Origin of the sequence: Kribbella sp. NPDC056345, from assembly GCF_042262745.1 — a bacterium.
Classification (GTDB): Bacteria; Actinomycetota; Actinomycetes; order Propionibacteriales; family Kribbellaceae; genus Kribbella.
Genome location: NZ_JBHJQQ010000028.1, coordinates 20,259 through 41,640 on the forward strand (window position 1 = coordinate 20,259; position 21,382 = coordinate 41,640).

The 21,382-nt window shown below is 67.4% G+C and carries 35 protein-coding genes; 32 read left to right on the forward strand and 3 right to left on the reverse strand.

Annotation, left to right across the window (positions count from 1 at the left end):
* The first annotated feature begins 4 nt into the window (after positions 1-4).
* The 26 genes from ACFCV3_RS41945 to ACFCV3_RS42070 all read left to right on the forward strand — a co-directional run bounded on the left by ACFCV3_RS41945 (position 5) and on the right by ACFCV3_RS42070 (position 14,692).
* Complete coding sequence (locus tag ACFCV3_RS41945; RefSeq protein WP_376040940.1) at positions 5-373, forward strand: hypothetical protein; 369 nt, start codon at positions 5-7, stop codon at positions 371-373.
* Positions 370-684 (forward strand): hypothetical protein, encoded by a 315-nt coding sequence (locus ACFCV3_RS41950; protein WP_376040942.1) that lies wholly within the window; start codon positions 370-372, stop codon positions 682-684. Before ACFCV3_RS41945 ends, ACFCV3_RS41950 begins: the two co-directional genes overlap by 4 nt.
* A complete protein-coding gene (locus ACFCV3_RS41955; RefSeq protein ID WP_376040945.1) occupies positions 677-1,027 on the forward strand; it encodes a hypothetical protein in 351 nt (116 codons plus the stop codon). The genes ACFCV3_RS41950 and ACFCV3_RS41955 overlap by 8 nt, the downstream gene beginning before the upstream one ends.
* Positions 1,027-1,152, forward strand: a complete 126-nt coding sequence (locus tag ACFCV3_RS41960; protein ID WP_376040946.1) for a hypothetical protein — start codon at positions 1,027-1,029, stop codon at positions 1,150-1,152. The genes ACFCV3_RS41955 and ACFCV3_RS41960 overlap by 1 nt, the downstream gene beginning before the upstream one ends.
* A complete protein-coding gene (locus tag ACFCV3_RS41965; protein WP_376040949.1) occupies positions 1,149-1,397 on the forward strand; it encodes a hypothetical protein in 249 nt (82 codons plus the stop codon). The genes ACFCV3_RS41960 and ACFCV3_RS41965 overlap by 4 nt, the downstream gene beginning before the upstream one ends.
* Entirely contained in the window at positions 1,397-1,645 is a 249-nt protein-coding gene (locus ACFCV3_RS41970; RefSeq protein ID WP_376040951.1) for a hypothetical protein, read from the forward strand. The genes ACFCV3_RS41965 and ACFCV3_RS41970 overlap by 1 nt, the downstream gene beginning before the upstream one ends.
* Positions 1,629-1,763 carry a hypothetical protein gene (locus ACFCV3_RS41975; RefSeq protein ID WP_376040954.1) on the forward strand — a complete coding sequence of 45 codons (135 nt, stop codon included), beginning with the start codon at positions 1,629-1,631 and terminating at the stop codon, positions 1,761-1,763. The genes ACFCV3_RS41970 and ACFCV3_RS41975 overlap by 17 nt, the downstream gene beginning before the upstream one ends.
* A gap of 100 nt (positions 1,764-1,863) precedes the next feature.
* Positions 1,864-4,428, forward strand: a complete 2,565-nt coding sequence (locus tag ACFCV3_RS41980; protein ID WP_376040956.1) for a phage/plasmid primase, P4 family — start codon at positions 1,864-1,866, stop codon at positions 4,426-4,428.
* Positions 4,425-4,700 (forward strand): hypothetical protein, encoded by a 276-nt coding sequence (locus ACFCV3_RS41985; protein ID WP_376040957.1) that lies wholly within the window; start codon positions 4,425-4,427, stop codon positions 4,698-4,700. The genes ACFCV3_RS41980 and ACFCV3_RS41985 overlap by 4 nt, the downstream gene beginning before the upstream one ends.
* Before the next feature lie 71 nt (positions 4,701-4,771).
* A complete protein-coding gene (locus ACFCV3_RS41990; protein ID WP_376040960.1) occupies positions 4,772-6,646 on the forward strand; it encodes a DNA polymerase in 1,875 nt (624 codons plus the stop codon).
* A gap of 669 nt (positions 6,647-7,315) precedes the next feature.
* Positions 7,316-7,489, forward strand: a complete 174-nt coding sequence (locus tag ACFCV3_RS41995) for a hypothetical protein (RefSeq protein WP_376040962.1) — start codon at positions 7,316-7,318, stop codon at positions 7,487-7,489.
* A gap of 149 nt (positions 7,490-7,638) precedes the next feature.
* Positions 7,639-8,511 (forward strand): hypothetical protein, encoded by an 873-nt coding sequence (locus ACFCV3_RS42000; RefSeq protein ID WP_376040965.1) that lies wholly within the window; start codon positions 7,639-7,641, stop codon positions 8,509-8,511.
* Between the two features lie 67 nt (positions 8,512-8,578).
* Positions 8,579-8,896, forward strand: coding sequence for a hypothetical protein (locus ACFCV3_RS42005; protein ID WP_376040968.1), 318 nt, complete (start codon positions 8,579-8,581; stop codon positions 8,894-8,896).
* Positions 8,893-9,162, forward strand: coding sequence for a hypothetical protein (locus ACFCV3_RS42010; protein WP_376040970.1), 270 nt, complete (start codon positions 8,893-8,895; stop codon positions 9,160-9,162). The genes ACFCV3_RS42005 and ACFCV3_RS42010 overlap by 4 nt, the downstream gene beginning before the upstream one ends.
* Positions 9,159-9,350, forward strand: coding sequence for a hypothetical protein (locus ACFCV3_RS42015; protein ID WP_376040973.1), 192 nt, complete (start codon positions 9,159-9,161; stop codon positions 9,348-9,350). Before ACFCV3_RS42010 ends, ACFCV3_RS42015 begins: the two co-directional genes overlap by 4 nt.
* An 80-nt stretch (positions 9,351-9,430) precedes the next feature.
* Positions 9,431-9,742, forward strand: a complete 312-nt coding sequence (locus tag ACFCV3_RS42020; RefSeq protein WP_376040976.1) for a hypothetical protein — start codon at positions 9,431-9,433, stop codon at positions 9,740-9,742.
* Complete coding sequence (locus ACFCV3_RS42025) at positions 9,739-9,945, forward strand: hypothetical protein (RefSeq protein WP_376040978.1); 207 nt, start codon at positions 9,739-9,741, stop codon at positions 9,943-9,945. The genes ACFCV3_RS42020 and ACFCV3_RS42025 overlap by 4 nt, the downstream gene beginning before the upstream one ends.
* Positions 9,942-10,208 (forward strand): hypothetical protein, encoded by a 267-nt coding sequence (locus ACFCV3_RS42030; RefSeq protein ID WP_376040980.1) that lies wholly within the window; start codon positions 9,942-9,944, stop codon positions 10,206-10,208. The genes ACFCV3_RS42025 and ACFCV3_RS42030 overlap by 4 nt, the downstream gene beginning before the upstream one ends.
* On the forward strand, positions 10,205-10,387 hold the full coding sequence (locus tag ACFCV3_RS42035; RefSeq protein ID WP_376040982.1) for a hypothetical protein: 183 nt from the start codon (positions 10,205-10,207) through the stop codon (positions 10,385-10,387). The genes ACFCV3_RS42030 and ACFCV3_RS42035 overlap by 4 nt, the downstream gene beginning before the upstream one ends.
* 23 nt (positions 10,388-10,410) lie before the next feature.
* On the forward strand, positions 10,411-10,794 hold the full coding sequence (locus tag ACFCV3_RS42040) for a hypothetical protein (protein ID WP_376040984.1): 384 nt from the start codon (positions 10,411-10,413) through the stop codon (positions 10,792-10,794).
* A 75-nt stretch (positions 10,795-10,869) separates the two neighbouring features.
* Entirely contained in the window at positions 10,870-12,231 is a 1,362-nt protein-coding gene (locus ACFCV3_RS42045) for a DNA cytosine methyltransferase (protein ID WP_376040986.1), read from the forward strand.
* A 33-nt stretch (positions 12,232-12,264) separates the two neighbouring features.
* Positions 12,265-12,432, forward strand: a complete 168-nt coding sequence (locus ACFCV3_RS42050) for a hypothetical protein (RefSeq protein WP_376040989.1) — start codon at positions 12,265-12,267, stop codon at positions 12,430-12,432.
* Positions 12,420-13,016, forward strand: coding sequence for a hypothetical protein (locus tag ACFCV3_RS42055; RefSeq protein WP_376040992.1), 597 nt, complete (start codon positions 12,420-12,422; stop codon positions 13,014-13,016). The genes ACFCV3_RS42050 and ACFCV3_RS42055 overlap by 13 nt, the downstream gene beginning before the upstream one ends.
* A 91-nt stretch (positions 13,017-13,107) precedes the next feature.
* A complete protein-coding gene (locus ACFCV3_RS42060) occupies positions 13,108-13,722 on the forward strand; it encodes a hypothetical protein (RefSeq protein WP_376040995.1) in 615 nt (204 codons plus the stop codon).
* A complete protein-coding gene (locus ACFCV3_RS42065) occupies positions 13,719-13,952 on the forward strand; it encodes a hypothetical protein (protein ID WP_376040997.1) in 234 nt (77 codons plus the stop codon). Before ACFCV3_RS42060 ends, ACFCV3_RS42065 begins: the two co-directional genes overlap by 4 nt.
* The gene (locus ACFCV3_RS42070) at positions 13,949-14,692 is read left to right on the forward strand and encodes a DUF2637 domain-containing protein (protein WP_376040999.1); all 744 of its coding nucleotides are present in this window, start codon (positions 13,949-13,951) and stop codon (positions 14,690-14,692) included. The genes ACFCV3_RS42065 and ACFCV3_RS42070 overlap by 4 nt, the downstream gene beginning before the upstream one ends.
* A gap of 61 nt (positions 14,693-14,753) precedes the next feature.
* Here ACFCV3_RS42070 and ACFCV3_RS42075 read toward each other — a convergent pair whose 3' ends face one another.
* Positions 14,754-15,008, reverse strand: a complete 255-nt coding sequence (locus ACFCV3_RS42075) for a hypothetical protein (protein ID WP_376041001.1) — start codon at positions 15,006-15,008, stop codon at positions 14,754-14,756.
* Between the two features lie 65 nt (positions 15,009-15,073).
* Between ACFCV3_RS42075 and ACFCV3_RS42080 the strand changes: the two genes are divergently transcribed.
* Positions 15,074-15,301 (forward strand): hypothetical protein, encoded by a 228-nt coding sequence (locus tag ACFCV3_RS42080; protein ID WP_376041003.1) that lies wholly within the window; start codon positions 15,074-15,076, stop codon positions 15,299-15,301.
* Positions 15,302-15,832: 531 nt separating this feature from the next.
* Here the strand turns inward: ACFCV3_RS42080 and ACFCV3_RS42085 are convergent.
* Positions 15,833-17,041, reverse strand: a complete 1,209-nt coding sequence (locus ACFCV3_RS42085; RefSeq protein WP_376041004.1) for a helix-turn-helix domain-containing protein — start codon at positions 17,039-17,041, stop codon at positions 15,833-15,835.
* A 91-nt stretch (positions 17,042-17,132) separates the two neighbouring features.
* Here ACFCV3_RS42085 and ACFCV3_RS42090 point away from each other — a divergent pair, with 91 nt between their 5' ends.
* Complete coding sequence (locus ACFCV3_RS42090) at positions 17,133-17,330, forward strand: hypothetical protein (protein ID WP_376041007.1); 198 nt, start codon at positions 17,133-17,135, stop codon at positions 17,328-17,330.
* Between the two features lie 705 nt (positions 17,331-18,035).
* Positions 18,036-18,878 (forward strand): class I SAM-dependent methyltransferase, encoded by an 843-nt coding sequence (locus ACFCV3_RS42095; RefSeq protein ID WP_376041010.1) that lies wholly within the window; start codon positions 18,036-18,038, stop codon positions 18,876-18,878.
* A gap of 26 nt (positions 18,879-18,904) precedes the next feature.
* On the opposite strand, the gene ACFCV3_RS42100 is transcribed toward ACFCV3_RS42095, so the two are convergent.
* Positions 18,905-19,435: a hypothetical protein gene (locus ACFCV3_RS42100; RefSeq protein WP_376041012.1), complete on the reverse strand. Its 531-nt coding sequence runs from the start codon at positions 19,433-19,435 to the stop codon at positions 18,905-18,907.
* A 107-nt stretch (positions 19,436-19,542) separates the two neighbouring features.
* On the opposite strand from ACFCV3_RS42100, the gene ACFCV3_RS42105 reads away from it, so the two are divergent.
* The 3 genes from ACFCV3_RS42105 to ACFCV3_RS42115 all read left to right on the forward strand — a co-directional run bounded on the left by ACFCV3_RS42105 (position 19,543) and on the right by ACFCV3_RS42115 (position 21,035).
* Entirely contained in the window at positions 19,543-19,803 is a 261-nt protein-coding gene (locus tag ACFCV3_RS42105) for a hypothetical protein (RefSeq protein ID WP_376041013.1), read from the forward strand.
* Between the two features lie 219 nt (positions 19,804-20,022).
* Positions 20,023-20,652: a DddA-like double-stranded DNA deaminase toxin gene (locus tag ACFCV3_RS42110; RefSeq protein ID WP_376041017.1), complete on the forward strand. Its 630-nt coding sequence runs from the start codon at positions 20,023-20,025 to the stop codon at positions 20,650-20,652.
* Positions 20,649-21,035 (forward strand): Imm1 family immunity protein, encoded by a 387-nt coding sequence (locus ACFCV3_RS42115; protein WP_376041015.1) that lies wholly within the window; start codon positions 20,649-20,651, stop codon positions 21,033-21,035. Before ACFCV3_RS42110 ends, ACFCV3_RS42115 begins: the two co-directional genes overlap by 4 nt.
* Positions 21,036-21,382: the final 347 nt, after the last annotated feature.

The following is a 21,382-nucleotide window of genomic DNA, read 5'->3' on the forward strand; positions in this document are numbered from 1 at the left end:
ACCGATGAACGCCCTACCACCGGCCCACCCCATGACACCGGAGCAAGCGGCCTGGCTGGCCGGACTGCTCGACGGGGAGGGCTGTTTCGATGCCCCACGCAACAACCCGCGCATCCGCGTGAAGATGTCCGACCACGACGTCATCATCCGCGCCGCCGACCTCATGGACGCCTCCACTCACCTGGAGACTCCCGGCCGCCACGGCTACAAGCCGCTGATGGTCGCCCAGATCACCGGCGCCCGAGCCGTCGCGGTCATGCGCGCCGTCCTGCCTTTGCTGTCCGCCCGCCGCACCGCAAAGGCCACCTCACTCATCACCGCCTACGCCACCCGCCCGGCGTCGCGATCCCGTCACCTGAGGAGTGCCGCATGAGCTTGCTCTACTCGCCCGAAGACCACGGCCTGACGCTGGTCGGAGAACTCGACTTCTCCAGCGGCTCCTACGAATTCGACTACACCGCCGTGTGGATCGATGCCGAGGGCAACCTGAAGTGGGCCGACGACTCCGGCTGTTCCTGCCCCTCACCGTTCGAGGACCACACACCCGAGTCCCTCGAACACGGCCCGGTCGACCGGCTGCGCGATCACCTGGAGAGCCGCTACCGCGACCAGTACGGCGGGTACGTCACCCGCGAGGCCCTGGAACGCTTCATGACCACCGTCACCGAGGCCTTGCGTGACTAGCCCCAACAAGGCCAAGGGCGACCGGTTCGAGCTGGAGCTGACCCGGTACCTGGCCGAGGTCCACGGCCGCCAGGTCCGCCGCCCACACCAGGAAGGCTACGAAGACGTCGGCGACATCCACCTGTCGCCGTTCGTGATTCAGGCCAAGAACTACCGATCCGTCACGGAGGCCCTGAACGTCGGCCTCGCGGGCGCCGCCGTCCAGGCCGTCCGCGCGGAGGAGCCCTATGGCGTCGTCGCGGTCAAGCGACGGGGCAAGAGCGCCGAGCACGCCTACATAGCGATGACCGCCGCGACCTTCCGCGATCTCGTCCGCCGCCTGGCCGTCGCCGAGGCGCCGTGATGCGCAGCGACGAGGAATGGCAGTCGATCGCCGATCCGCTCGCCCGTGAGGACCAGCGTCGCTACGGCGGCCAGCTCTGGGACGAGATCCCCGCACCGACCACCGCAGAGGAGATCACCGAGTGAACCCGTTTCCCACTGTCCAGCTCCCCGGCGTCACCGTCGAGGAACGCGACGCCCTGACCGAGATCCACGACGCGCACCGCGCCAAGCAGGACCACCGGTTCGCGTTCCTGACCGCACTCGTGGCCAAGGGCCGTACCGGCCCGCTCTACGCCGGGAGCGTGCCCGGCCGAGTGAAGGCGGCCCGCCGGCGGACCGGCAAGGCGCAACGGATCGCCCGCGCTCTGCACCGGAAGGCGGCCCGCTGATGAAGACAGCTGTCTCGCTCCTCGCCGCCGTCGCCCTGGCCGCTGGCCTGACCGCGTGCGGTCCGTCCGGCGGGTACAACGTGCCGTTCTGCGTGGACGACGCGATGACCCTTCCCGCGGGAAAGGCCCCGAATCCCTCGCGGACGTCACGCCCGCACAAGCCGTACAGCAAGCCGTCGACCACCAGGACCAAGACCACCAAGCCCTACGGGTACGGCGGTTACCACCACGATGACGACTGCGACTGACGACCGCTGCGAGGTTGACGGCTGCAACGGCAGTGTCCGCCGGACCTACCGCGCCGCCGAGGACGGCGACGTGGAACCGGCGGCCTACTGCTCCGGCTGCGGCCAGCTCGTCTACTGAGCACGACACGGCCCGCTGACTCAACTCGCCTGGCCCCGCCCTCCAGTTTCCGGAGGAGCGGGGCCTTTGCCGTTTACACGACCTCCGGAGGCCGCCTCGTATGGACCCGTTCTCTGACCCGACTCCCGTTGCCACCGGCCTGACCCTCGCTGCGTTCCTCGGCCAGCTCGATGGGGTCGACGCCGAGGGCGACGGCTACCTGACGCTGTGCCCGGCCCATGAGGACAGCGACCCCTCGCTGAGGGTCGCGTACAACCCCGAGCGCAAGACCGTGATGGCTCACTGCCGCGCGGGCTGCGAGACCACCGATGTCCTGGCCGCCATGGGCCTGCGCATGTCCGACCTGTTCAACGTGGAGATCGGCGACCTGGACGACGTCCGCCTGACCGGCACCGAGGAGGCCCCCGTCAGTGTCGGCCACCGCGCCGCCCTGGCCCAGTACGTCCGCACCACCGCCGACGCCCTGTCCGACGAGGCCGCCGCCTACGCGGCTCGGCGGTTCGGCATCACCCGTGAACGTGCCGTCAGCCTGCGCCTCGGCTTCGACGGCGGCACCGGGCGCCTCCCGATCCAGAAGCAGAACAAGCGCATCAACGGCCTGTCCCGAGCGCTGTACCGCGACGCCCCGCGCCTCACCGTCCCCATGTACGACTTCGCCGGGCACGCCCACTACCTCCAGGCCCGCGCCATCACCGACCCCTACACCGGTGCCGCGAAGTGGTCCGGCCCGGCCAACCCCGACAAGGAGGTGTGGGGCCGGTACGGCTGGTTCCCCGGGGACACCGGCTGGCTTGAGGTCGTGGTCACGGAAGGTCCCGGCGACGGCCTGACCTCGGTCGGACTGGGCTACGACACCTTGTTGATCCGTGGCGCCGGCCTGGGCGACTCGGCCGAGCTGGCACAGGCACTGGCCGCAATCCGGCCGGACGCCCGAGTGATCCTTGCCGGGGACAACGACAAGGCCGGGTCCAAGTTCAACGCCCGCGTCGGCCAGCGCATGACCGACGCCGGATTGCCGGTGTTCGTGCTTCAGCTTCCCGAGGCCGCCGACGACCTCACCCACTGGCGCGAGCTCGACCCGGCCGCCTTCCCGCAGGCCTTTGCTCGCGCAGTTCGTTCGGCAAACCCGTGGGTTCCGCTGCCACCGGAAACCCCCAATTTCCCGAACACGCCCCGACGGCCGAGCCCGGCCGAGGACAGCCTTCCGCATACCGAGCTGGCCAACGCTCAGCGCCTGGTTGCCCGCATGGGCGGCCTGCTGCGGCACACCCCGGCCCTGGGCTTCCTCGTCTGGAACGGGTCGGCCTGGGCGGTCGACAACCGGTCCCGGGTCCGCCAGGCCGCGCAACAGTCCGCCATCGCGCTGATGGAGGAGGCCAAGGCCATGCCGTCGGGCGAGCCCGGCTCACCGGAGGACAAGCGGCAGCGGGCCGCCTTCCGCTGGGCGCACGACTCGCAGCGCTCGCGCGGCATCGAGGCCGTCATGAAGGAGGTGCAGGCCCTGCCCAACGTCGCGGTGTCACCTGCTGACCTGGACGCCAAGCCGGATCTCTTGGCGTGCCGCAACGGCACGGTCAACCTGCGTACCGGCGAGCTGAAGGCCGCCGACCCAGCCGACCTGCTCACCAAGGCCCTGGACATCGACTACGACGCGGCCGCGACTGCGCCGCGCTGGGAACAGTTCCTGTCCGAGTGCTTTCCCGACGAGACCGACATGACCAGCTACCTGCGGCGCCTGGTCGGGTACGGCATCACCGGCCACGCCACGGAACAGTGCTACGTGATGCTGCACGGGCGTGGCGGCAACGGCAAGAGTGTGTTCACCTCGGCCCTGTACGACGTGTTCGGCAACATCACCGCATCGGTGGGGATCGAGACGTTCCTTGCCGCCGCGAACCAGAACGACGGTTCGGCCGCCTCGTCCGACGTCGCCTCGCTGCGCAGTTCCCGACTCGTGCTGACGTCTGAGGCCGAGGCCGGCGCGCGGATGGCCGAGGCGAAGCTGAAGCGGCTCACCGGCGGCGACCCGATCACCGCCCGTTTCCTGTACCGCGAGCCGTTCACGTTCATGCCGTCGTTCTTGCTGTTCATGTCCACCAACGCCGTCCCCGAGGTCCGCGACAATTCGGACGGCATCTGGCGGCGCGTGAAGATCATCGAGTGGCGCCAGCAGTTCACCGGCGCCCGCAAGGACACCCGGCTGTCGGCCAAGCTCCGCGCCGAGGCGCCCGGCATCCTCGCGTGGGCCGTACAGGGCGCGGTCGAGTGGTACGCGACCGGCGGCCTGGGTGAACCGGCCTCGGTCACCGAGACCGTGGAAGCGCACCGCGCGGAAGCAGACAAGCTCCTCGAGTTCTTTCCCGGAGCGATCGTCAACGACTCGGACGGCTGGATCTCGCGCGCCGAGCTGTACGCCGCGTACCGCGAGTGGTGCGAGGCCGAGGGCCACTCCCGGCCCTGGCAGAACACGACGCTCTATCAGGAGCTGGCCAACCGGGGCGTCGACCAGTCCAAGCGCAAGGGCGTGCGCGGCTTCAAGGGCGTCCGCAAGGCCCGCCCGACAGATTCCGAAGAAGGGCGAGCACAGGCCGCCGCGCTGACACAACTGCCCGCCGCCACCCCCTCGCAGGCCCCGAGCCTCGACTTCCTAGACCCGATCGCATGAGGAGACCACCCGTGCCGTTGTTCACCCGAAACGCCTCCGCACCGGCGACCGCGGAGGAGCGTGTAAACGCCGCGATCGCCCAGACCGAGGCCGCGCTAGCCACGTTCACCGACGTGGTGGACGAGCTGGAATCGGCCGCGTCCGACCTGGACGACACCGCCACCACCGCGCACCGTGCCGCCGACTACCACCGCGTCGTTGCCGCGAACGCCGAGAGCGCCGCCACCAAGGCCCGCACCTCGGCCGAGAAGGTCCGCACCCTCCTGGGCTAACCAGCGCCCGCCACCTGGCCCCGTTCCTCCATCCCGGAGGAACGGGGCCTTTCGTCGTCTCTGGAGGCCCCTTGCTGACCTTCCCGTACCGCGTCGGCGGCGACGCCGTCACCATCCGATTCCCCGAGCACCCCGACGAGCTGGCCGCCTTCGAGGAGTTCCTACGCCGCACCGCCGGCCAGATCATCGGCCTGGACACCGAAAACACCGACCTGCACATCTACGGCCCGCAGTTCCGGGGCCGCCTCGTCCAGTTCGGCACCGTGGACGAGGCCTGGTGCATCCCGGTCGAATGGGGCGGCGCCTACCGCGAGGCCGCCCGCCGGGCGCTGATGGACCCGAACCGCAAGTTCGTCGTCCACAACGCCCCCTACGACCTGTTGGTGTTCGACCGCACCGGCCTGGCGCCACTGGCCGACCTCGGCCCGCGCGTGTTCGACACCTATCTGTTGGGCCATCTGTGTGACCCGCGCATGCTCCACCAGGGCGGCACCGGCCTGAAGCTGAAAGAGCTGTCCAAGGTCTACGTCGACCCCGGCGCAGCCGACACCCAAGACGGCCTTCACGCGGTCTTCCGCAAGGAGTACAAGGCCACCAAACACACCGGCTGGGCCGTCATCGACCTGACGCACCCGCTTTACCTGACGTACGCCGGTCTGGACGTCATCTACGCCTCCCGGCTCCTGCGCGAGCTGGGAACGCTGGTCAAGGGCAACGGCCTGTCCAAGCTCGCCCACTGGGAACACCGGGTCCAGCTCCTCACCACCGCGATGATGAAACGCGGCCTCAGGATCGACCCCGTTTACACGGCCCAGCTCGTCGCCGAACTGCACGACGAGGCCGCCCGGCACCGGTCGACGGCGGCGGAGTTCGGCGTGGCCAACGTCAACTCCAACGCTCAGGTGATCGCCGCCTTGCAGGGCATGGGGGAGGAGTGGTCCGAGACCACGGACTCCGGCGCACCGTCGGTGTCCAAGGACGTGCTCCTCCCGATGGCCGACCTGGGCATGCAGTGGGAGCGGCTGGACGCTCGCGCAGCCAACCCGGTGGCCGATGCGGTGGTCCGGGCCAAGCGCGCGTCCAAGTGGGCCGACTCCTACGCACAGGCGTTCCTCGACAAAGTGGACGACCAAGGCCGCATCCACCCGAGCATCCGCAGCCTGGCCGCCCGCACCGCCCGCATGTCGGTATCGGACCCCGCCCTCCAGCAACTCCCGTCATCGGACTGGACCATCCGCCGGTGCATCGTCGCCGACCCTGGACAACTCATCGTCGCCGCCGACTACTCACAGGTGGAGATGCGGGTCCTGGCCGCCCTGTCCCGGGACGCGGCCCTCATGGCCGCGATCGCCTCCGGCGAGGATCTGCACACCTTCACGGCCCGGCTCGTGTCCGGTGCCGCGTGGGAGTACATGGACGACAAGGCCCGCAAGAAGGCCAGGAAGCTGTTCAAGGCCGTCGGTTTCGGCAAGGTCTACGGCGGCGGCGCCGTCACGCTGTCGCGCCAGACTGGCGCCCCGCTGGCCGACGTCCGGGTAGCAGTGGCCGAGTACGACAAGGCCTTCCCGGGGATCAAGGCCTACGGCCGACGGCTCCAGCGTGGCGCCGCGTACGGCGGCCAGGAAGTCGTCACTCCGTTTGGCCGTCACCTGCCGCTCGACCGGGACCGCGCGTACGCGGCAACCAACTACGTCGTGCAGTCCACGGCCCGTGACCTGCTGGCCAAGGCGTTGTGCGACCTGGACGACGCGGGACTGTCGGAGTACGTGCTCCTGCCGGTGCACGACGAATTGGTGTGCCAGGCCCCGGCCGAGGACGCCCGCGACGTCATCCACAGCGTCGGCCGGATCATGGAGTCCACCTTCGGCGGCGTCGCGATTACCTCGGAGGCCGAGGTGTACGGCCCGAGCTGGGGCCACGGCTACGGCTACGCCGAGGCCGCCTGACCTGTCGACGGAGTTGCTGGCAGTTGAGTAACTACAGGCCGTTGAAAGTGGACAGCCGTTCACGCGAGGCTGATGCCACAGAAGTCCTCCAGGAGTCCTCAAGAAGTCCTTGCTGGTTCCTGGTGTGGTCACGGACCTGGCCGTAAAGATTGCCGCACGCTCAGACGCACCTACACACAGGAAAGTTGCCTACAGCCCTGAACGATTTCGTAACAACCAGCAGAGTCCTGGAACCCGAAGTCAAGGTTCCGCAGGCGGGTGAAACGTTGATCTCATTGCAGCTTCCTGCAACGTGGGTGCCCCTGTCCACATCGCCCGTGTTTCTGTCCCAACGAGTGTTTAGGGTAGGAGACTCCCGATGGGCGAGCGAGACGCACGCAACACCGCCGCCCCTTGGGAGCAAGGGCTCCGGGACCTGGGGGCGGCCTGCTGGCCGGGGGTGTCGGAGCAACGCAAAGATGACTAGTTCAAGGGGTTTTCGAGGGGTTGGTTGTCCTGCTGGACCGAAGCGAGAACGGCTGTGCATGGCACGCGCCTTTCAGCTCGCGCTGTCCACAGGCTTGCTCCGACATGCCCACAACCGTGCTGGGCACCGCCTACAGCTCAGTCGTCACACGCACTTACTCGCCACCGCCCTCACGCGGTGGGAGGGGGAACAGGAGGACCCGCGTGCACGACCGCACCACCCCGCCCGATGACGACGACGACCCGGCGCTTGCCGCCGCCGGCCGCGAGCTGGCCGACGAGCTGAAGCGTCAAGCGCGGATGGAGCTGCCGATGCTCCGCGCTGCCTGGAGAACCTCATCGATTCCGGCCGACGAGTTAACCGGCCTCGCTTCATAGCCCTGCCTCGATAGCCCTCACCCCGCCTCGGGGTGAGGGCCGCTGCCTCACGGCTCACATCATCTGACCTAAACATACAGAGCCTCTCCATCTTTGGGATCACCGTCCGGCCGGTCCCTTGCTTCCGCACGCCCTCAGAAGGGACACCCATGTCTATTGCCGCGCAAAACATACAGAGCCTCTCTGTGTTTGAGCAGTATTCGTTGATCACGGACATTCAGAACGTGCCGACCACCGTCACCGTCCTGGAGGACGGCTCGAAGCGGATCACGTACGGCGTGACCGCCGCATCGGAGGCGGCAGGCGCCCGGCTCCTCGCTGCCTTCATGCCAGCGGTCAAGGCCGCCGCACGGCGAACCAAGCTGACAGGCAACGTGGAGGAGGCCGAGGCGGTCGCACTAGAGGCGTTCGTCCGTGCGGTCCGCGAGTACGACCTGACGTCAGACACGCCGTTCCATCACATCGCAGCCAACCTGATGCGCCAGGCGGTCAGCCGGGCCGACCGCGAGGAGTCAACGGGGTTGACCGTGCCGGAGGTTCAGGTGGCCCGGTACTACCGCCTCATGCACGCGCACGGCAACGATCTGCGCCGGGCCTACGAAGCCGCTTCGGCTCGCCGAGGCACGGACACCGGCGGCCTGATGTCCAAGGAAGCGTTCCTGACGGTTCATCACGCACTGAACTCCTCGTCGTCGCTCGATGCCCCCTCGGCCGCCGCGCATGAGGCCGAGCTGGAGGTCCCGGAATCAACCGAGGACAGCCTGATCCGGCGCGAGTATGTGCGCTGGCTGCTCAGCCAGGCCAGTAGCCGGCAGGAGCAGATTTGCCGCCTCGCCTACGGCTTCACTGACCAGAACATACAGAGGCTACGTGTGTTCAAGGGCTACCGGGAAAGCGACGTCCTGGAGGACGCGCAGGTGGGCGACTGCCTGGACATGTCGCGGTCGACCGTGCAGCGCGAGCGCGTGAAGGCGCTCGCGACGATGCGCGGCGCCGCTGAGAAGTCGCTGGCGAACGGGTGAGTTTGCCCGCCATGGCTGACATCACTCACTGCCGCTTCAGCCCACGACACCAAGGGGGACAGGGCGCATGAGCTTCTACAACTTCCGCCAGAACAACTCGGGCGGCGTACACGAGGGACCGGCCGTCAATGTCGTCATCGAGGCCTCCACAGCGGAGGAGGCAAACCGGATCGCCGTTGAGCGCGCGGGCCTGTACTTCGACGGCTGCGACTCCGGCCGTGACTGCCGGTGCTGCGGTGACCGCTGGTACCGCGCGGGCCGGTGGTCAGACGAGGCGACCGCCGACGTGCCCGAGATCGAGCCATGGGACCAGCACTGGGCCAGCGGCGCCAAGATCCCGACCCAGCTCGTGATCCGGGCCGAGGCCAAGGAACTGACCCGGTGACCCGCGACGAGCCTTACCGCCTCCTGCGGGCCGCCGGTGCGCCTGCGCTGCCGGATGGCTATTGGTACCGGGTCCGGCTGCGCAAGTACTCCGATCACCTCGTAGACATCGAGGTCCGGTGTGACCGCGAGTTTCTCGGCTCACTGGCGCTCGGCCGGTCCACGTTCTCGATCGTGGCCAATGGCAAGCGCACCGTCCTGGAGGCCGCCGCCCGCGCGGCCCGACGGGCCTTCGAGGCCGCGACCGGCGCGGGGGTGAAGGCGTGATTCCTACCGACTCGCGTCCGGGCGAGGGCGAGCACGCGCGAGTGGTCAACCCGCTGTCGGGCCGGGAGTGGAGCGGCCCGGTTCTCCGCTGGTCGACGCGATCGCCACAGATCCGCGACGCGGTCAGCGGAGAGGTCCGCTGGTTCCCGCCGCACTGGGTCCGTGACGTTTACACGCCTCCCACCTGACCGCCCGCCGGCCGGGCGCACCCACCGCCGCTGACATCACTCAGCCCACACCACTCACGACCACCAAGGAGCACACGATTTTGAGCACCGAGCCCGCCGCGGTCGACGCCTTCGAGGCGTTCGCCAAGGCCTCCGGACTGGAAGACCTGTTCGGCCTGGACGCCGCCGCCTACACCGCCCCTGACGACCTCATCGGCGCCACCGATGACGACGGAGACAGCCTCGTCCTCCAGTACGCCGAGCGCACCGTTGACGACGGCAAGGTCTGCGGCCTCGTCGCCATCTGCACCGACGGCCCAACCGGCGTAGCGCTGCTCACCGCTGACGGCATGACCGAGCTGGTCACGTGGCTGCAAGCCCGCATCGTCCGCGCTCGGCGGCTCGCGAAATGACCCGCGACGAGCACCGCGCCAAGGCCCTGGAACTCCACCGCCTGGCCGACGGCATCGAGATGCCCGCCCACCCCGAACGCATCGCCCTCCTGGCCGAGGCACAGCTTCACGCCACCTTGGCCATCTCTGCGCCCACCCCACCGGCCCCCGCGCGCAAGCGCGCCCCGAAGAAGCCCACCGAGACCAAGGAGCCCACCGAGTGAGGCTGTTCACCAAGGCGCGACGCGTCATCGCCCTGGCCGCCTACCGCGACGGCGACACCGTCCTGATCAGCGACAACCCCGGTACCGGCCCCGAGCCCGGCTCCGGCTACGTCTCACAGTCGGCGCCCGGCCGCGCTGGCACCGTCATGGGTGAGCCCATCGGCGACTGTCTGCTGATCCGGTTCCGGCCCGCCGAGGGCGGCCAGTGCCTCCAGTTCATCCACGTCGACCACCTCACCAGGGCCGTACCGGTTCCCGCGTGACGCGCACCGAAGCCCTGGCCGTCGCCACCGAGACCGTGAACAAGCTCGCCCCGCCGACCAACGCGCGCGGCTACGCCGACGGCGCCGCCCCACTGCGCGAGCGCGGGGACCTGATTCTCCGCATGGCCGAGTTCCTGTGCTCTGCCGAGCCCACCGTCATGACCGATCCGAACGCCTGACCACCAGCAAGGGAGACCACCACATGACCACCATCACCGCTCTGGACGCCGACAACGTCACCATCGACGCCACCCCGAACTCCGACCGCTGGAACGGCCGTCAGGTCGTCGTCCTGGACAGCTCGTCGTGTCCGCTGGACCGCGCGGCCACCGTGCGCGTGATCGAGTCCCTGACCTCGGCCGTCGCGGCCTACGACATCGAAGCGGCGAAGTTCCGGCGCGGGGACAAGGTCCGGCCGCGAGGCAGCTACAGCGCCCGCTACGTCGTGATCCGCGACGAGGACGGCGCGGGCCGCGTCGACCTGGTCAGCCTCAGCAACGGCCAGATCGTGGAGGGCGTAGCCGTTTCCCGGTACGCCATCGCGCAGCGCGCCAACCGCCCGGTCGACGTCGTGGCGCCTTTCTGACCCTCACCCACCCGGCCCCGGCCGCTGTCCTCACCGACAGCGTGCCGGGGCCTTTTCGTTTGCCTGGAGCAATGAATGGATCACGACACCGTCGACCTGTTCGCCGGCCCCGGAGGTTGGGATGTCGCCGCGTACATGCTCGGCCTTGACGCCATCGGCATTGAGTCCGACCCGGACGCCTGCAACACGCGCCGCGCAGCGGGTCACGCCACCGTGGAGGGCGACGTTCGCGACTACGGCCCGGCCGACTTCCCGAGCGCCATCGGCCTGATCGCCTCCCCTCCATGCCAGACGTTCTCCATGGCAGGCAAGGGCGCTGGGCGCAAGGCCCTGGATGCCGTCCTGTCACTGATGGCCGCGATGGCCGATCGTAGACCCGTCGACCTGTCCGGCCTGGACGACGAGCGCACCGGCCTTGTCCTGGAACCCCTGCGCTGGGTGCTTGAAGCCATCGACCGCGGGAGCCCCTACGAGTGGATCGCTCTTGAGCAGGTCCCGACCGTCCTTCCCGTATGGGAGGCCATGGCCGAGATCCTGCGCGCCCTCGGATACACCGTTGCCACCGGCAACCTGCACGCGGAGCAGTACGGCGTACCGCAGACCCGCAAGCGCGCTATCTTGGTGGCCCGTCTCGGTGCTCCCGTCGACCTGCCGACCGCCACGCACTCCAAGTACCACAACCGCCACCCCGAGCGGCTGGACGAGGGCGTCCCGAAATGGATATCGATGGCAGAGGCGCTGTCGTGGGGGATGACCCACCGCCCCTACCTCACCGTCGCAGCCGGGACCGCTGCGGGCGGCCAGGACCCGCAGATGGTCGGCGGCTCAGGTGCCCGCGCCAAGATCGCCAGCGAGCGCGCCGCAGGCCGCTGGATCGACAAGCCATGGCAACCCACCGACATTGTGGGATTCCCCCGGCGGGCCGACGCCCACGAGACCGTCAACCTGGACGGCACCGCCTACCGCGCCCGCGACCTCCGCCAGGCCGACAAGCCCGCGTTCGTCGTCACCGAGAAGGCCCGGAGCTGGAACCGCTGGCAGTACGTCAACGGCAACCAGGCCAACGCCGCCCGCCGCGACCTGGACCAGCCCGCACCGACCGTGCATTTCGGTGCCCGGATCAACGTTGTGGAATGGCACCTTGCCGGAGCCGGACCGGCCGCAGAGAAGACCGCCGGCCAGAAGCCCCGGCCGCTGTCCGACCCCGCCCACTCGATCACCACCAAGGCAACGGCCCAGTGGGTCGACGCCACCCGGCCGGTGGACGATCGCCGCACCACCAGCGACCGCGTCACCGTGGAAGAGGCCGCCATCTTGCAGTCCTTCCCGCCCGGATATCCCTGGCAGGGTTCACGAACCAAGCAGTATCAGCAGGTCGGCAACGCCATTCCTCCGGAGCTGGCCCGCGCGATTCTCGCAGCTGTCGTTTACACGTAGACATACAGAGGCTCTGTATGTTTAACTTGCTTCATGAGCGACCACGAGATGACTTTTGAGGAGGCCTTCGGCCTCGCCCTCGACCACTACGAAATGGAGAACATCGACTACTGCCCCAACATGGACACAACCGCCGCCGACCTGGAACGAGCGCTGGCCCGGTGGAACGTCACCGTCATTGGGGACCGGTGGCCGCTGTGATCTACTACGGCCCCGTAACCCTTGACGGCAAGGCTTTTTTCCAGGGCCACTACGACCCAGTCAAGCGCTGGAACGGCAACCTGTGCCCATCCTTCGATCGAGCCGAGGCCGAACAGGTCGCCGAGTGGATGAACTACGAGGGGGCGCGCGGACCGAAGGACCTGTGTACGTGGGACGGCGACACGTTCGTCTACGACAACCCCGACAGCTCCGACGATCCCGAGCGCTTCGAGCCCGACGAGTCCGGGCACTACGCCATCGGCGCAGGCTCCTGGTACTGGGGTCCGCCGATCACCGACTTTGAGGTCTACGGCCCAGTCACTGTCGATGGCCTGATAGTTGCCACCGGCTACTACGACCCGGAGGCCTATCGGATCTTCCCGTCCTTCGACCGCAAGCAAGCCGAGCGGATCGCGGAGCAGGCCACGGAGCACGACCCGGAGAGCACGCTCTTTGAGTGGGATGGCGATGTCCTCGTTTACACGCAACTGAACTACCCGGACGAGGAGCCGGAGCGCATCCGGCCCGACGGCTACGGCCGCTACATCGTCGGCCGCAACTGGGACTGGGAACGAGACGACTGAGCGGTGTCGTTTACACGTTGACATACAGAGCCTCTGTGTGTTCTGATTCTTCCAGAACATACAGAGGCTCTGTATCTATCCGGAGGACACCATGACCGCCACCACCCACACCACCCGCGAGTCCTGGCTGATCGCCGCCGTTGAGGCCCTGACCCCGATGTTCACCGAGCTGGGCCACGACGTCCCGCCGGTGCGCATCTCCGTCGGCTTCCCGAAGGGCAACGGCGGACGCTCGCGTGCCATCGGTCAGTGCCACTCCGGCACTCTGGCCGCCGATGGGGTGGCGCAGGTGTTCGTCTCTCCGGTGCTGGGTGACGTGATTGACGTACTGGAGACCGTGGCTCACGAACTCGTCCACGCCATCAACTTTGCGGAGCACGGAACCTCCGACCACGGAACCGTGTTCTCGCCGATCGCCAAGCCGCTGGGCTTCCTGACTCCCATGTCCGCGTCCCCGGCCTCCGACGAGCTCAAGGCCAAGCTTCGCGACCTCGCGGACCAGCTCGGCGAATACCCCCACGCCGCCCTGACCTCCTTCCAGGGCGGCAAGAAGCAAGGCACCCGTCAACTCCTCGTGGTCTGCGCCGAGCGCGACCCGCTAACCGACATCAAGGAGGTCTACAAGGTGCGCATGACCCGCCAGTGGATCGACACCGTGGGACTGCCCTCCTGCCCCTGCCATGACGAGCCGATGGAGGAGGCGTGACCGGCCTCCTTGTCGGCCTCGCCGGTCTGGCCGCGTTCGCCCTCGCGGGCGCGGCCTACGCCGCCGGGCGCTGGTTCCGGTCCCGCCGGGACCGCCTGTGCACGTGCTTCTACTGCTCGTCCCGCCGCGAGGCCGAGTCCCGCCTATTCCACGGTCCCGGCCGTTTACAGGCTCGCTTCGGCCACCTGCGCTACATCCTCGCCCGCTACCCGAAAGGTCCCCGCCCGTGAACCGCGACAAGGTATTGACCGTCTGCACCGTCCTGGTGGGCGTGGCATCCATCGTCGCGTCCTTCTCGACGCTGGCCGCGCTCGCGGTGTTCGTTGGGTGGGGTGACGGCTCGGCGTGGCTGTTGCCGGTCTGCATCGACGCTCTTGCCCTCGGCGCTGGCCGCGTGTGGCTGGCTGAGCGATACACCGCCGAGGCACGCGGATTCGCCAAGGCCGCGAGCCTGGCCGCGCTGGCCGTCAGCATCGCCGGTAACGCCGTCGGGCACATCGTTGCCTTGGGTAGCGCATCACCCTGGCGCGCGGCCCTCGCCGTCGTCGTCAGCGCCGTCCCGCCCGTTGCCCTCGCGACTGTGGGCCACCTGCTGACGCTCGCCACGGTCCCGCAGGACAAGCCCAAGCCCCGTCCCGCCCGAGTCCCGGCGCCGGTCGTCAGTCCCGCCCCGGTCCCGGTGTCGAGTCCCGCCCCGGTCCCGGTCCCGCCTGTCGGTCCCGCCCCGGTCCCGGTAGCCGGTCCCGCACGAGTCCCGGTCCCGCCGACTGGTCCCGCCCCGAGTCCCGCTCCGGTCCCGCCGTCGACCACCGCGCAGGATTCGACCGGCAAGGACAAGGCCCGCGCGCTCTGGGACGCAGCCGGAGATAAGAAGCCATCCGGTGCCGCACTCGCCCGGCACGCGGGTGTAGACGCCTCGCTCGGCCGTCGCTGGCGCCGGGAGTGGGAGGACGAGTTGGTTCCCGCATGACCGGCAAGACAAGGCCCCGCCCTCCACATCAGGAGGAGCGGGGCCTTTGTCGTTTACACGCCTACGGCAGACGCCGGAACACCGGGAACGCCTGCGGCCGACCCTTCTTGTCCTGCCCCACCGTCCAGTTCACGAGCTGCCACCCCTCGGCCTCGACGGCTTCGACCATGACCGACCAATCGTTGATCTCGCCGGACAGGTCCGGCTGTGTCGCCGGGTAGTTGAGCATGGCCGCGAACGTCGTCTGACCAGCCTCCCGAGCCTTGCGAGCGAGCCCCCCAAGGGTGTCGGTCTTCGCGTTCTTGATGAGTCCCATATAGCCCCCTTCTCAGTTGCATTGCGATCGAGAATCGTACCCACGCACAGGGGTACCGTCGAAGCATGGACAAGCCGGTCCCGGCCGAGCGGTCCGCACCCGGTGAGTTCTTCCTGGCTGCGGAGACCGTCCACGTCGGCCTCCGGTTCCAGGTGCGGGACGCCGTCTACGAGATCGTCAGCGAGCCAGCCAGATGGGGCGCCGCCTGGACCGCCACCGTGAAGATCATCGAAGGCCTAAAACCCGGCGGCGAGTTCCGCGCGATGATCCATACCGGACGCCGGGTGAAGTGACGCGGAGGCTAGGGGGCAGGGGTCACCCGCGGGCAGCCAAATCCCTACCTTTTCTATGCGCGATCGCATTAGAGGGAGGTAGGAAAACGCCGCCCCCGGCATGCCCCCTGCCCCCTAGTACGTCGTCCCGCCGGCCGCGCGATACCGGGCCACCGCCCCGTTCGCCTGGCTCGGCGATTGAGACTCCACAAGCCGAAGGTGAGCCTGTGCAAACCAGGCCTCCACCGACTCGGCACGCCTGGGGTCGGGAACGTACACAACCCGTGCCGCCAGACCGCCGCCGTTAGCCCCGCGCCACTCGTGGATCAAGCCGGGGCACCACCGCTCGGACTCGCCCACCCGAGCCCGAACCCAGCAATGCCGCCACCGTTGATCCGGCGGCGGCGCTGGTGGCTCATACGGAGCACGCCTGTTCCCCATGAACTCATAGTAGAACAGGTGTTCGACCCTGATCTCTACCGGCGGGATGTCCAACGGTCGGGCCGAGGCAACCGCCGCGCAAGCGCACCGAATTCCCGTGCTGAGGTCTGCTCAGCCAGCAACCGCACCGACTCGCTGAGCAAGCTTCCCCAAGTCACCGGAAGCGACTTCCCGCTTAGCTGTTCGTAACATATGCCCTACCAACTCCTTGACGACGGCTCGCGACCGGACTTGCTGCGGAGCCACAATCTCAGCGCGGAGTAGCGCCGCCATACCTGCCGAGTAGTTCCTCTTGGCCACGTGCGCCCGACCCAGCTCGATGAAGTATCGCGACTTACGGTCTGGGGTCGTGATGGATTCGGGATTGAGCTTCTCGGCGATGTCGAAGACAGCCCCGGGCTTGCGCTCTTCGTGAGCGATGGACATCTGCCACACCAAGACGTTCTCTCGTCCGAAGTTCAGCTCGAAGGCAGATCCGTCACCCGCGCGTCGAACTGTCTCGACGGCTTCCCGGATGTGCGGTCCGGGATCGTCTCCGACTGCTGCGGAGGTGAGTGCGGCTTGAAGGTGGAGCATTCCGTATAGCTCCAGCTCAGCCGGCGACGTGAGCTCTGATTGCAAACGGTCAGCGCCACCGGCCGAGTAGGTGAGCGACGCCCTCAGAGCGCCCGGAGTGCCGAGCATCACCTGAGACCGGGCGAACTCCGCGGCTGCCATGCCTCCGGGGTCTCCCACGGTTACTGCGGCCTCGTGCGCCGCCCTTGCCGCATTCCAAGCTAGCGACGTGAAGCCAAGCCCCTTGGTTGCCAACGCGGTGACGAAGGCAGCTCGGGTCAGCTCCTCCCATGCGCGAATCTGGGTGCGCTCGTCTCCGTCCAGCGTGTGCCGGTAGAGGTCAGTAATCAGGTTCGGCAGAATCCCGCCGAGCGTGGCGTAGTCGTTGTTCATTCGGATCTTAAGCGCCCGCTGAGCGTCGATAGCTAGCCGCTCCAGTGGCGCCGGATCGCCGCCCCCGTCGACGTGGCCCTGACTCATGAGGGCGGCTTCGATACGGGGCACCTGAGCGTGGAAGGCCGCGACATTGGGGTTGGCCTTGTCGTCGGCGTGGCCGGTGAGGTCTCCGACGTTGACCTGAAGTGCCTCGGCGAGCCCGTACAGGACTGCCCGGTCAGTGACCGGCCGAAGACCGCGCTCGTACTGCGCAATGGCACCTTGCGTCTTACCGACGAAGTCGCCCAATTCCTTCTGCGTGAGCCCACGCAGGGCGCGGTACGACTTGACCTGCTTCCCGATGTACTGGTCGTCGTCAATCTCGCTCATGCAACCACGGTACCTGCGTTTACACGCACGCGTGAGGGCTGCATTACAGCTCGTAATACTTTGCCGACCCGGACTGATTACGGTCCGTGTCATGGCGCTGACAAGGAACGAAGAGCTTCGGGCCAGCCACGCGCTGACCGAGCAAGAGATTGCCGAGCTGGCGAACCGGTGTCCGGAGCCCCAGCGCAAGTTGTTCGAGAGCTGGCTTCGGGGTGAGCGCCAGCTTGACGGCGACCTGATCGACACAGGAGACAGCGGTGACGGGGACGACGACCGAGGGGGCATCTGAATGGCGAGTACGGCTGTGGTTCAACGGGTACGCAATCGCGGACTCGACCGTAGATCGGGACTTGGCGCTCAGCCTGGTGCTGCACTACTGGTCCCGCTTCGCCAAGTTGCGCGTAACGGTCGTGCCGATCGTCCCGCCCGAGCAGTGATCGAGCAAAAGTGGTGGCGCGTGAAGGTCATACGTGGTGGCCAGACGATTGATTGGCGAGACGCTCCTACTGATCACGCGGCGGCATATGCCGATGTCCTCCGTCTGCGCTATCCCCATGACCAGATCCGCGCGGAGGAGATCTCGCGACACGAGGCCGCTTACCCGCGCGATCGGCCGTACGACCCGCGTGACTGAGGCCCATGAACCGGCGGGGCCGGTAGCGGTCTCCTCACCGCCGTCTCGCGGATGATCGCCGTGAGCTGCCGGTCCCGCCAATCTCGGCCCCTGCCTGAGCAGACCAGAAAGTCCCCTGTATGCCCCTCCCACGCTCAGGCAGGGGTCAGTAACCGCCAAGGCCCGGACGGATGCCTTGGCACGGCTGGCCGGATGGTGATGGGCGCGTAAGCGCTCGGCGAGTCATCATCCGGCCAGTCCACAACAAAGCTGGAACCCCTGACTTCCCGAGGTTGGGGGTTCCTTCAAAGACCAGCGGGCGGGCGCCCAGCCAGCGAAGCGACCGCCCGCCCGCTGTTCCAACTCGATGATAGGAGTCCAGTGGACACCCCCGTTCTTCCGGCGGCCGATTCGCTCGTAGACCCGGCCATTCAGACGCACTACTCGACTCGCTGGGATGAGTCCGCCCGCCTGCACTCGACTCTCAAGGGCCAGCTCGAACGGCAACGGCTGTATGACTTCCTAACGGAAGTCTTTCCGTCCGCGCCCGCCCGCGTCGCCGACGTTGGAGGCGGTCCCGGAGCACACGCCGGATGGCTTCGTGAGCAGGGGCACGACGTGACCTTGCTGGACCCGGTTCAAAGCCACGTTGACCAGGCCAGCGCCGCCGGGATCACCGCCGAGCTGGGCGACGCGCGACGGTTGCCATGGGCAAACGAGACCTTCGACGCCGTGCTGATGGCTGGCCCTCTCTACCACCTGCCTGAGGCTGCTGACCGGCGTGTTGCACTTCGTGAAGCGCTGCGAGTGCTCCGGCCGGGCGGCGTTCTTGCGGCGGTTGCGATCAACCGCGCCGCAAACCTGATCGGCTCGACGTTGGCCAACACGTTGCTCGCGCGTCACGGGATCGTGCAAGACATTCTCGACAGCGGGCACAGCGCCGACAACGAGCGCATGGCGCACTGCTACTACCACCGTGAGGTTGAACTACTGAACGAGCTGATCCTTGCCGGGTTGTATCCGGTGAAGATTCACGGACTGACTGGGCCAGGCGGCTGGCTAACGGTCATGATTGATGCCCACTTCAAGTCCCAGCCGTACTCGGACAAGCTGGCCGAACATGACCCTCTAGATACGGCTCTAGAGTGCTCACGCCTAGCCGATCAGATGCCGGAACTTGTCGCTTCCAGCTCGCTCTTCCTTGCAGTTGGCCGGAAGAGCTGACCGGCGTGTGGAGCTGTGCGGTGCACCTAGTCGAGACGTCCGTACAGCTCCATGTGTTCTTGTTCCGCTATCAGGACTTTGGACAGTACGGCCTCAGCCGTCGGCAGCGGATGAACAGGGAAGTTCGCACCGTCCCACGTGAGCCGCCTTCCGTCCTCTGTCGTAGACGGCGGGATCATGACCGGAGAGCCTGGTTCGACGTACTCCACGCCAGCCGCCTGTTCGCCAAGCGGGCTTTCTGGTTGCAGCGTGCAGGTAAGCCAACGGCCGTCCGCCAGTTTCATGGTGGGTGGCCAGACGCCTGGGCGCTCTTGTTCGTAGAGCCGCTTGCCGTATGCGCCCGCGACCCGGGGAAGGTGCCATACGGCCACCGCCGGACCGGAGCTGATCATCAGGTTGGGCGGTGCAGCGACATCCCAGAGCGCCCGCGCCTCGGCATCATCGCCTACCCATGTGGCGCCGAGCGGAGTACCAGCGGCTGTTGCAGGCAGCACCAGAATCCCCCGTTCCACGCAGGCAAGAGCGGTGTCCAGAAGAACGTTCTTGCGTCGAAACATCAGCCGGTCGACCTCCCAATCTCAGGAGACATCATCACCGCCTGACCGGCCGAATTGTCAACCTGGGCTAGCGATTGCTGACAGCCCAACAACGTGAGGAGATCCCAATGTCCGACGTCCAACGCCTCAAGGAGCAGTTGCACCAAATCTCGATGGAAGCTAAGCAGGCCGGCGGAGGTCTCGCTCAGTTCAAGCTCAAGTTCACCCAGAACTCCCAGCAGGTACAGGCCCTGATAGCGGGTACCGCCACAGGCGTCGACCGCGACATTGCCGAGATCCTGGACGCCGCCGGAAAGGCCGTTGAGCAAGCGGCCCAGTCTCTGGAGATCGCCGCGTCCGGATGCGCGAACTACGCGAACCAGATCTAAGCGGGCGTCATGCCCTCCGAGCTACAACGGGTCGCACAGGGCCTAGTCGACTCGCTCAATCAGGTGCCTCAGGTCGTTGCGTACCTTCAGCGGACGGCCGGTAGGTGCCGGGAGAACGCCGCCCTGGTCGTGCAGCTCGCAGGGCAGAACGGCGCGACGGCAGCCGCCCAACTCGATGACGCCGCGAGGAAATGTGAGGAGGCCGCACATTTCCTGTCGATGGCTCCGCCGAAGGCGCTGGGCTGGGCACAGAGGCTGGTTACTGTCGGGCCGAGCGGGGATGGGCAATCACCACCGAAGGACACGGACCCGACCCCTCCGACGCTGGGTAGCGGCCCACGGGACAACAGCCAGCCTGCCGCGCAACGAGAGCGGCCCGGAGTAGAACCAAGTGCCGAAGGTCCGGATGTCACCCGCCCTGCTCGCCCTCTGCCGCACGACACAAGTGGGCCTGCTCCCGCCCCATTCATTGAGGAGATCTATAGGCGACTTCCAGAACGCCCGAATGACGAGGGCCCAACGCGGGGAATTCTCACGATGCCGGACGGTTCCAAACCGGTAAGCCTGATCAGTGGCACGAAAGGCCCGGGCGCAGGAGCCCCCGGACTCACCGGCAGAACAGCCCTGCTCGATGTCGCCCGCATTCACACAGAGGGCCACGCCGCCGCCCTCATGCGCCGGCTGGGCGCAGCCAGAGAGATGACCCTCTACCTCAACAACAAGCCCTGCCAGAAAAGGTGGGGATGCGCCAAGACGCTGAAGTACCAACTACCGCCCGGCGCCAAGCTCACGATCTACTATCCAGGCGGACACGACGTGTTCATCGGAGAAGAGGGACAACCAGAATGAATGACCACCTGCTCGTCTACAACGACGACGGCGACCCCGAGCGGATCGAGTCTGAGGCCGCGCTGAGTGAACTGCTTGAGCGGGAGGCCGTGCGGCCGACTTGGGTCGAACTGGTCAGCGCCGACGACAAGCAGACCCTCAATGTCGGCGTCGGACGCGAGTTCAGTTCCCTGACCTACTACGACATGAGCGGAGACGGGGCCAAGTACCGATCCGCCGGAACGATCGACGTCCCGCAGGACGCGGAGTTCTACTACGGGGGCACCCCAACAGCCATGGGCAGCGGAAGCGCAATCACGACAGATCAGGCCAAGGCCGCAGCGTCCGAATTCCTGAGGACTGGCCAACGACCGGAATCAGTCTCATGGGTCGATGCCGTCTAGCTCGCTCGCACCCTGATTGCAGGAACGTGCAACTGCCGTTTAAACACCCGCGTTGGTTGCCTACCGCTGTATAGGGTCGAGGCTATGGCTCGAACCCGTCGAACCCCCGTCAAGTCCACTACCCGCAAGCCGAAGGCCCAGCCGGTGACCGTAGTCCGGCTGGGCCTTAACCATTTGGTGCCTCTCGCCCGCGAGGAGGCCGAGCGTCGTTCCGAAGGTGATCCCTCGCGCGTCGAGGTCATCTCAGCGACCGAATTCAGAGTCCGGTAGTTGCCGTGTAGCGCGCCTACGCTCCTAGGTGCGCCCTACTCCGGCTGCTAATGTGTGGCTAAAGGCATAACCGTCCC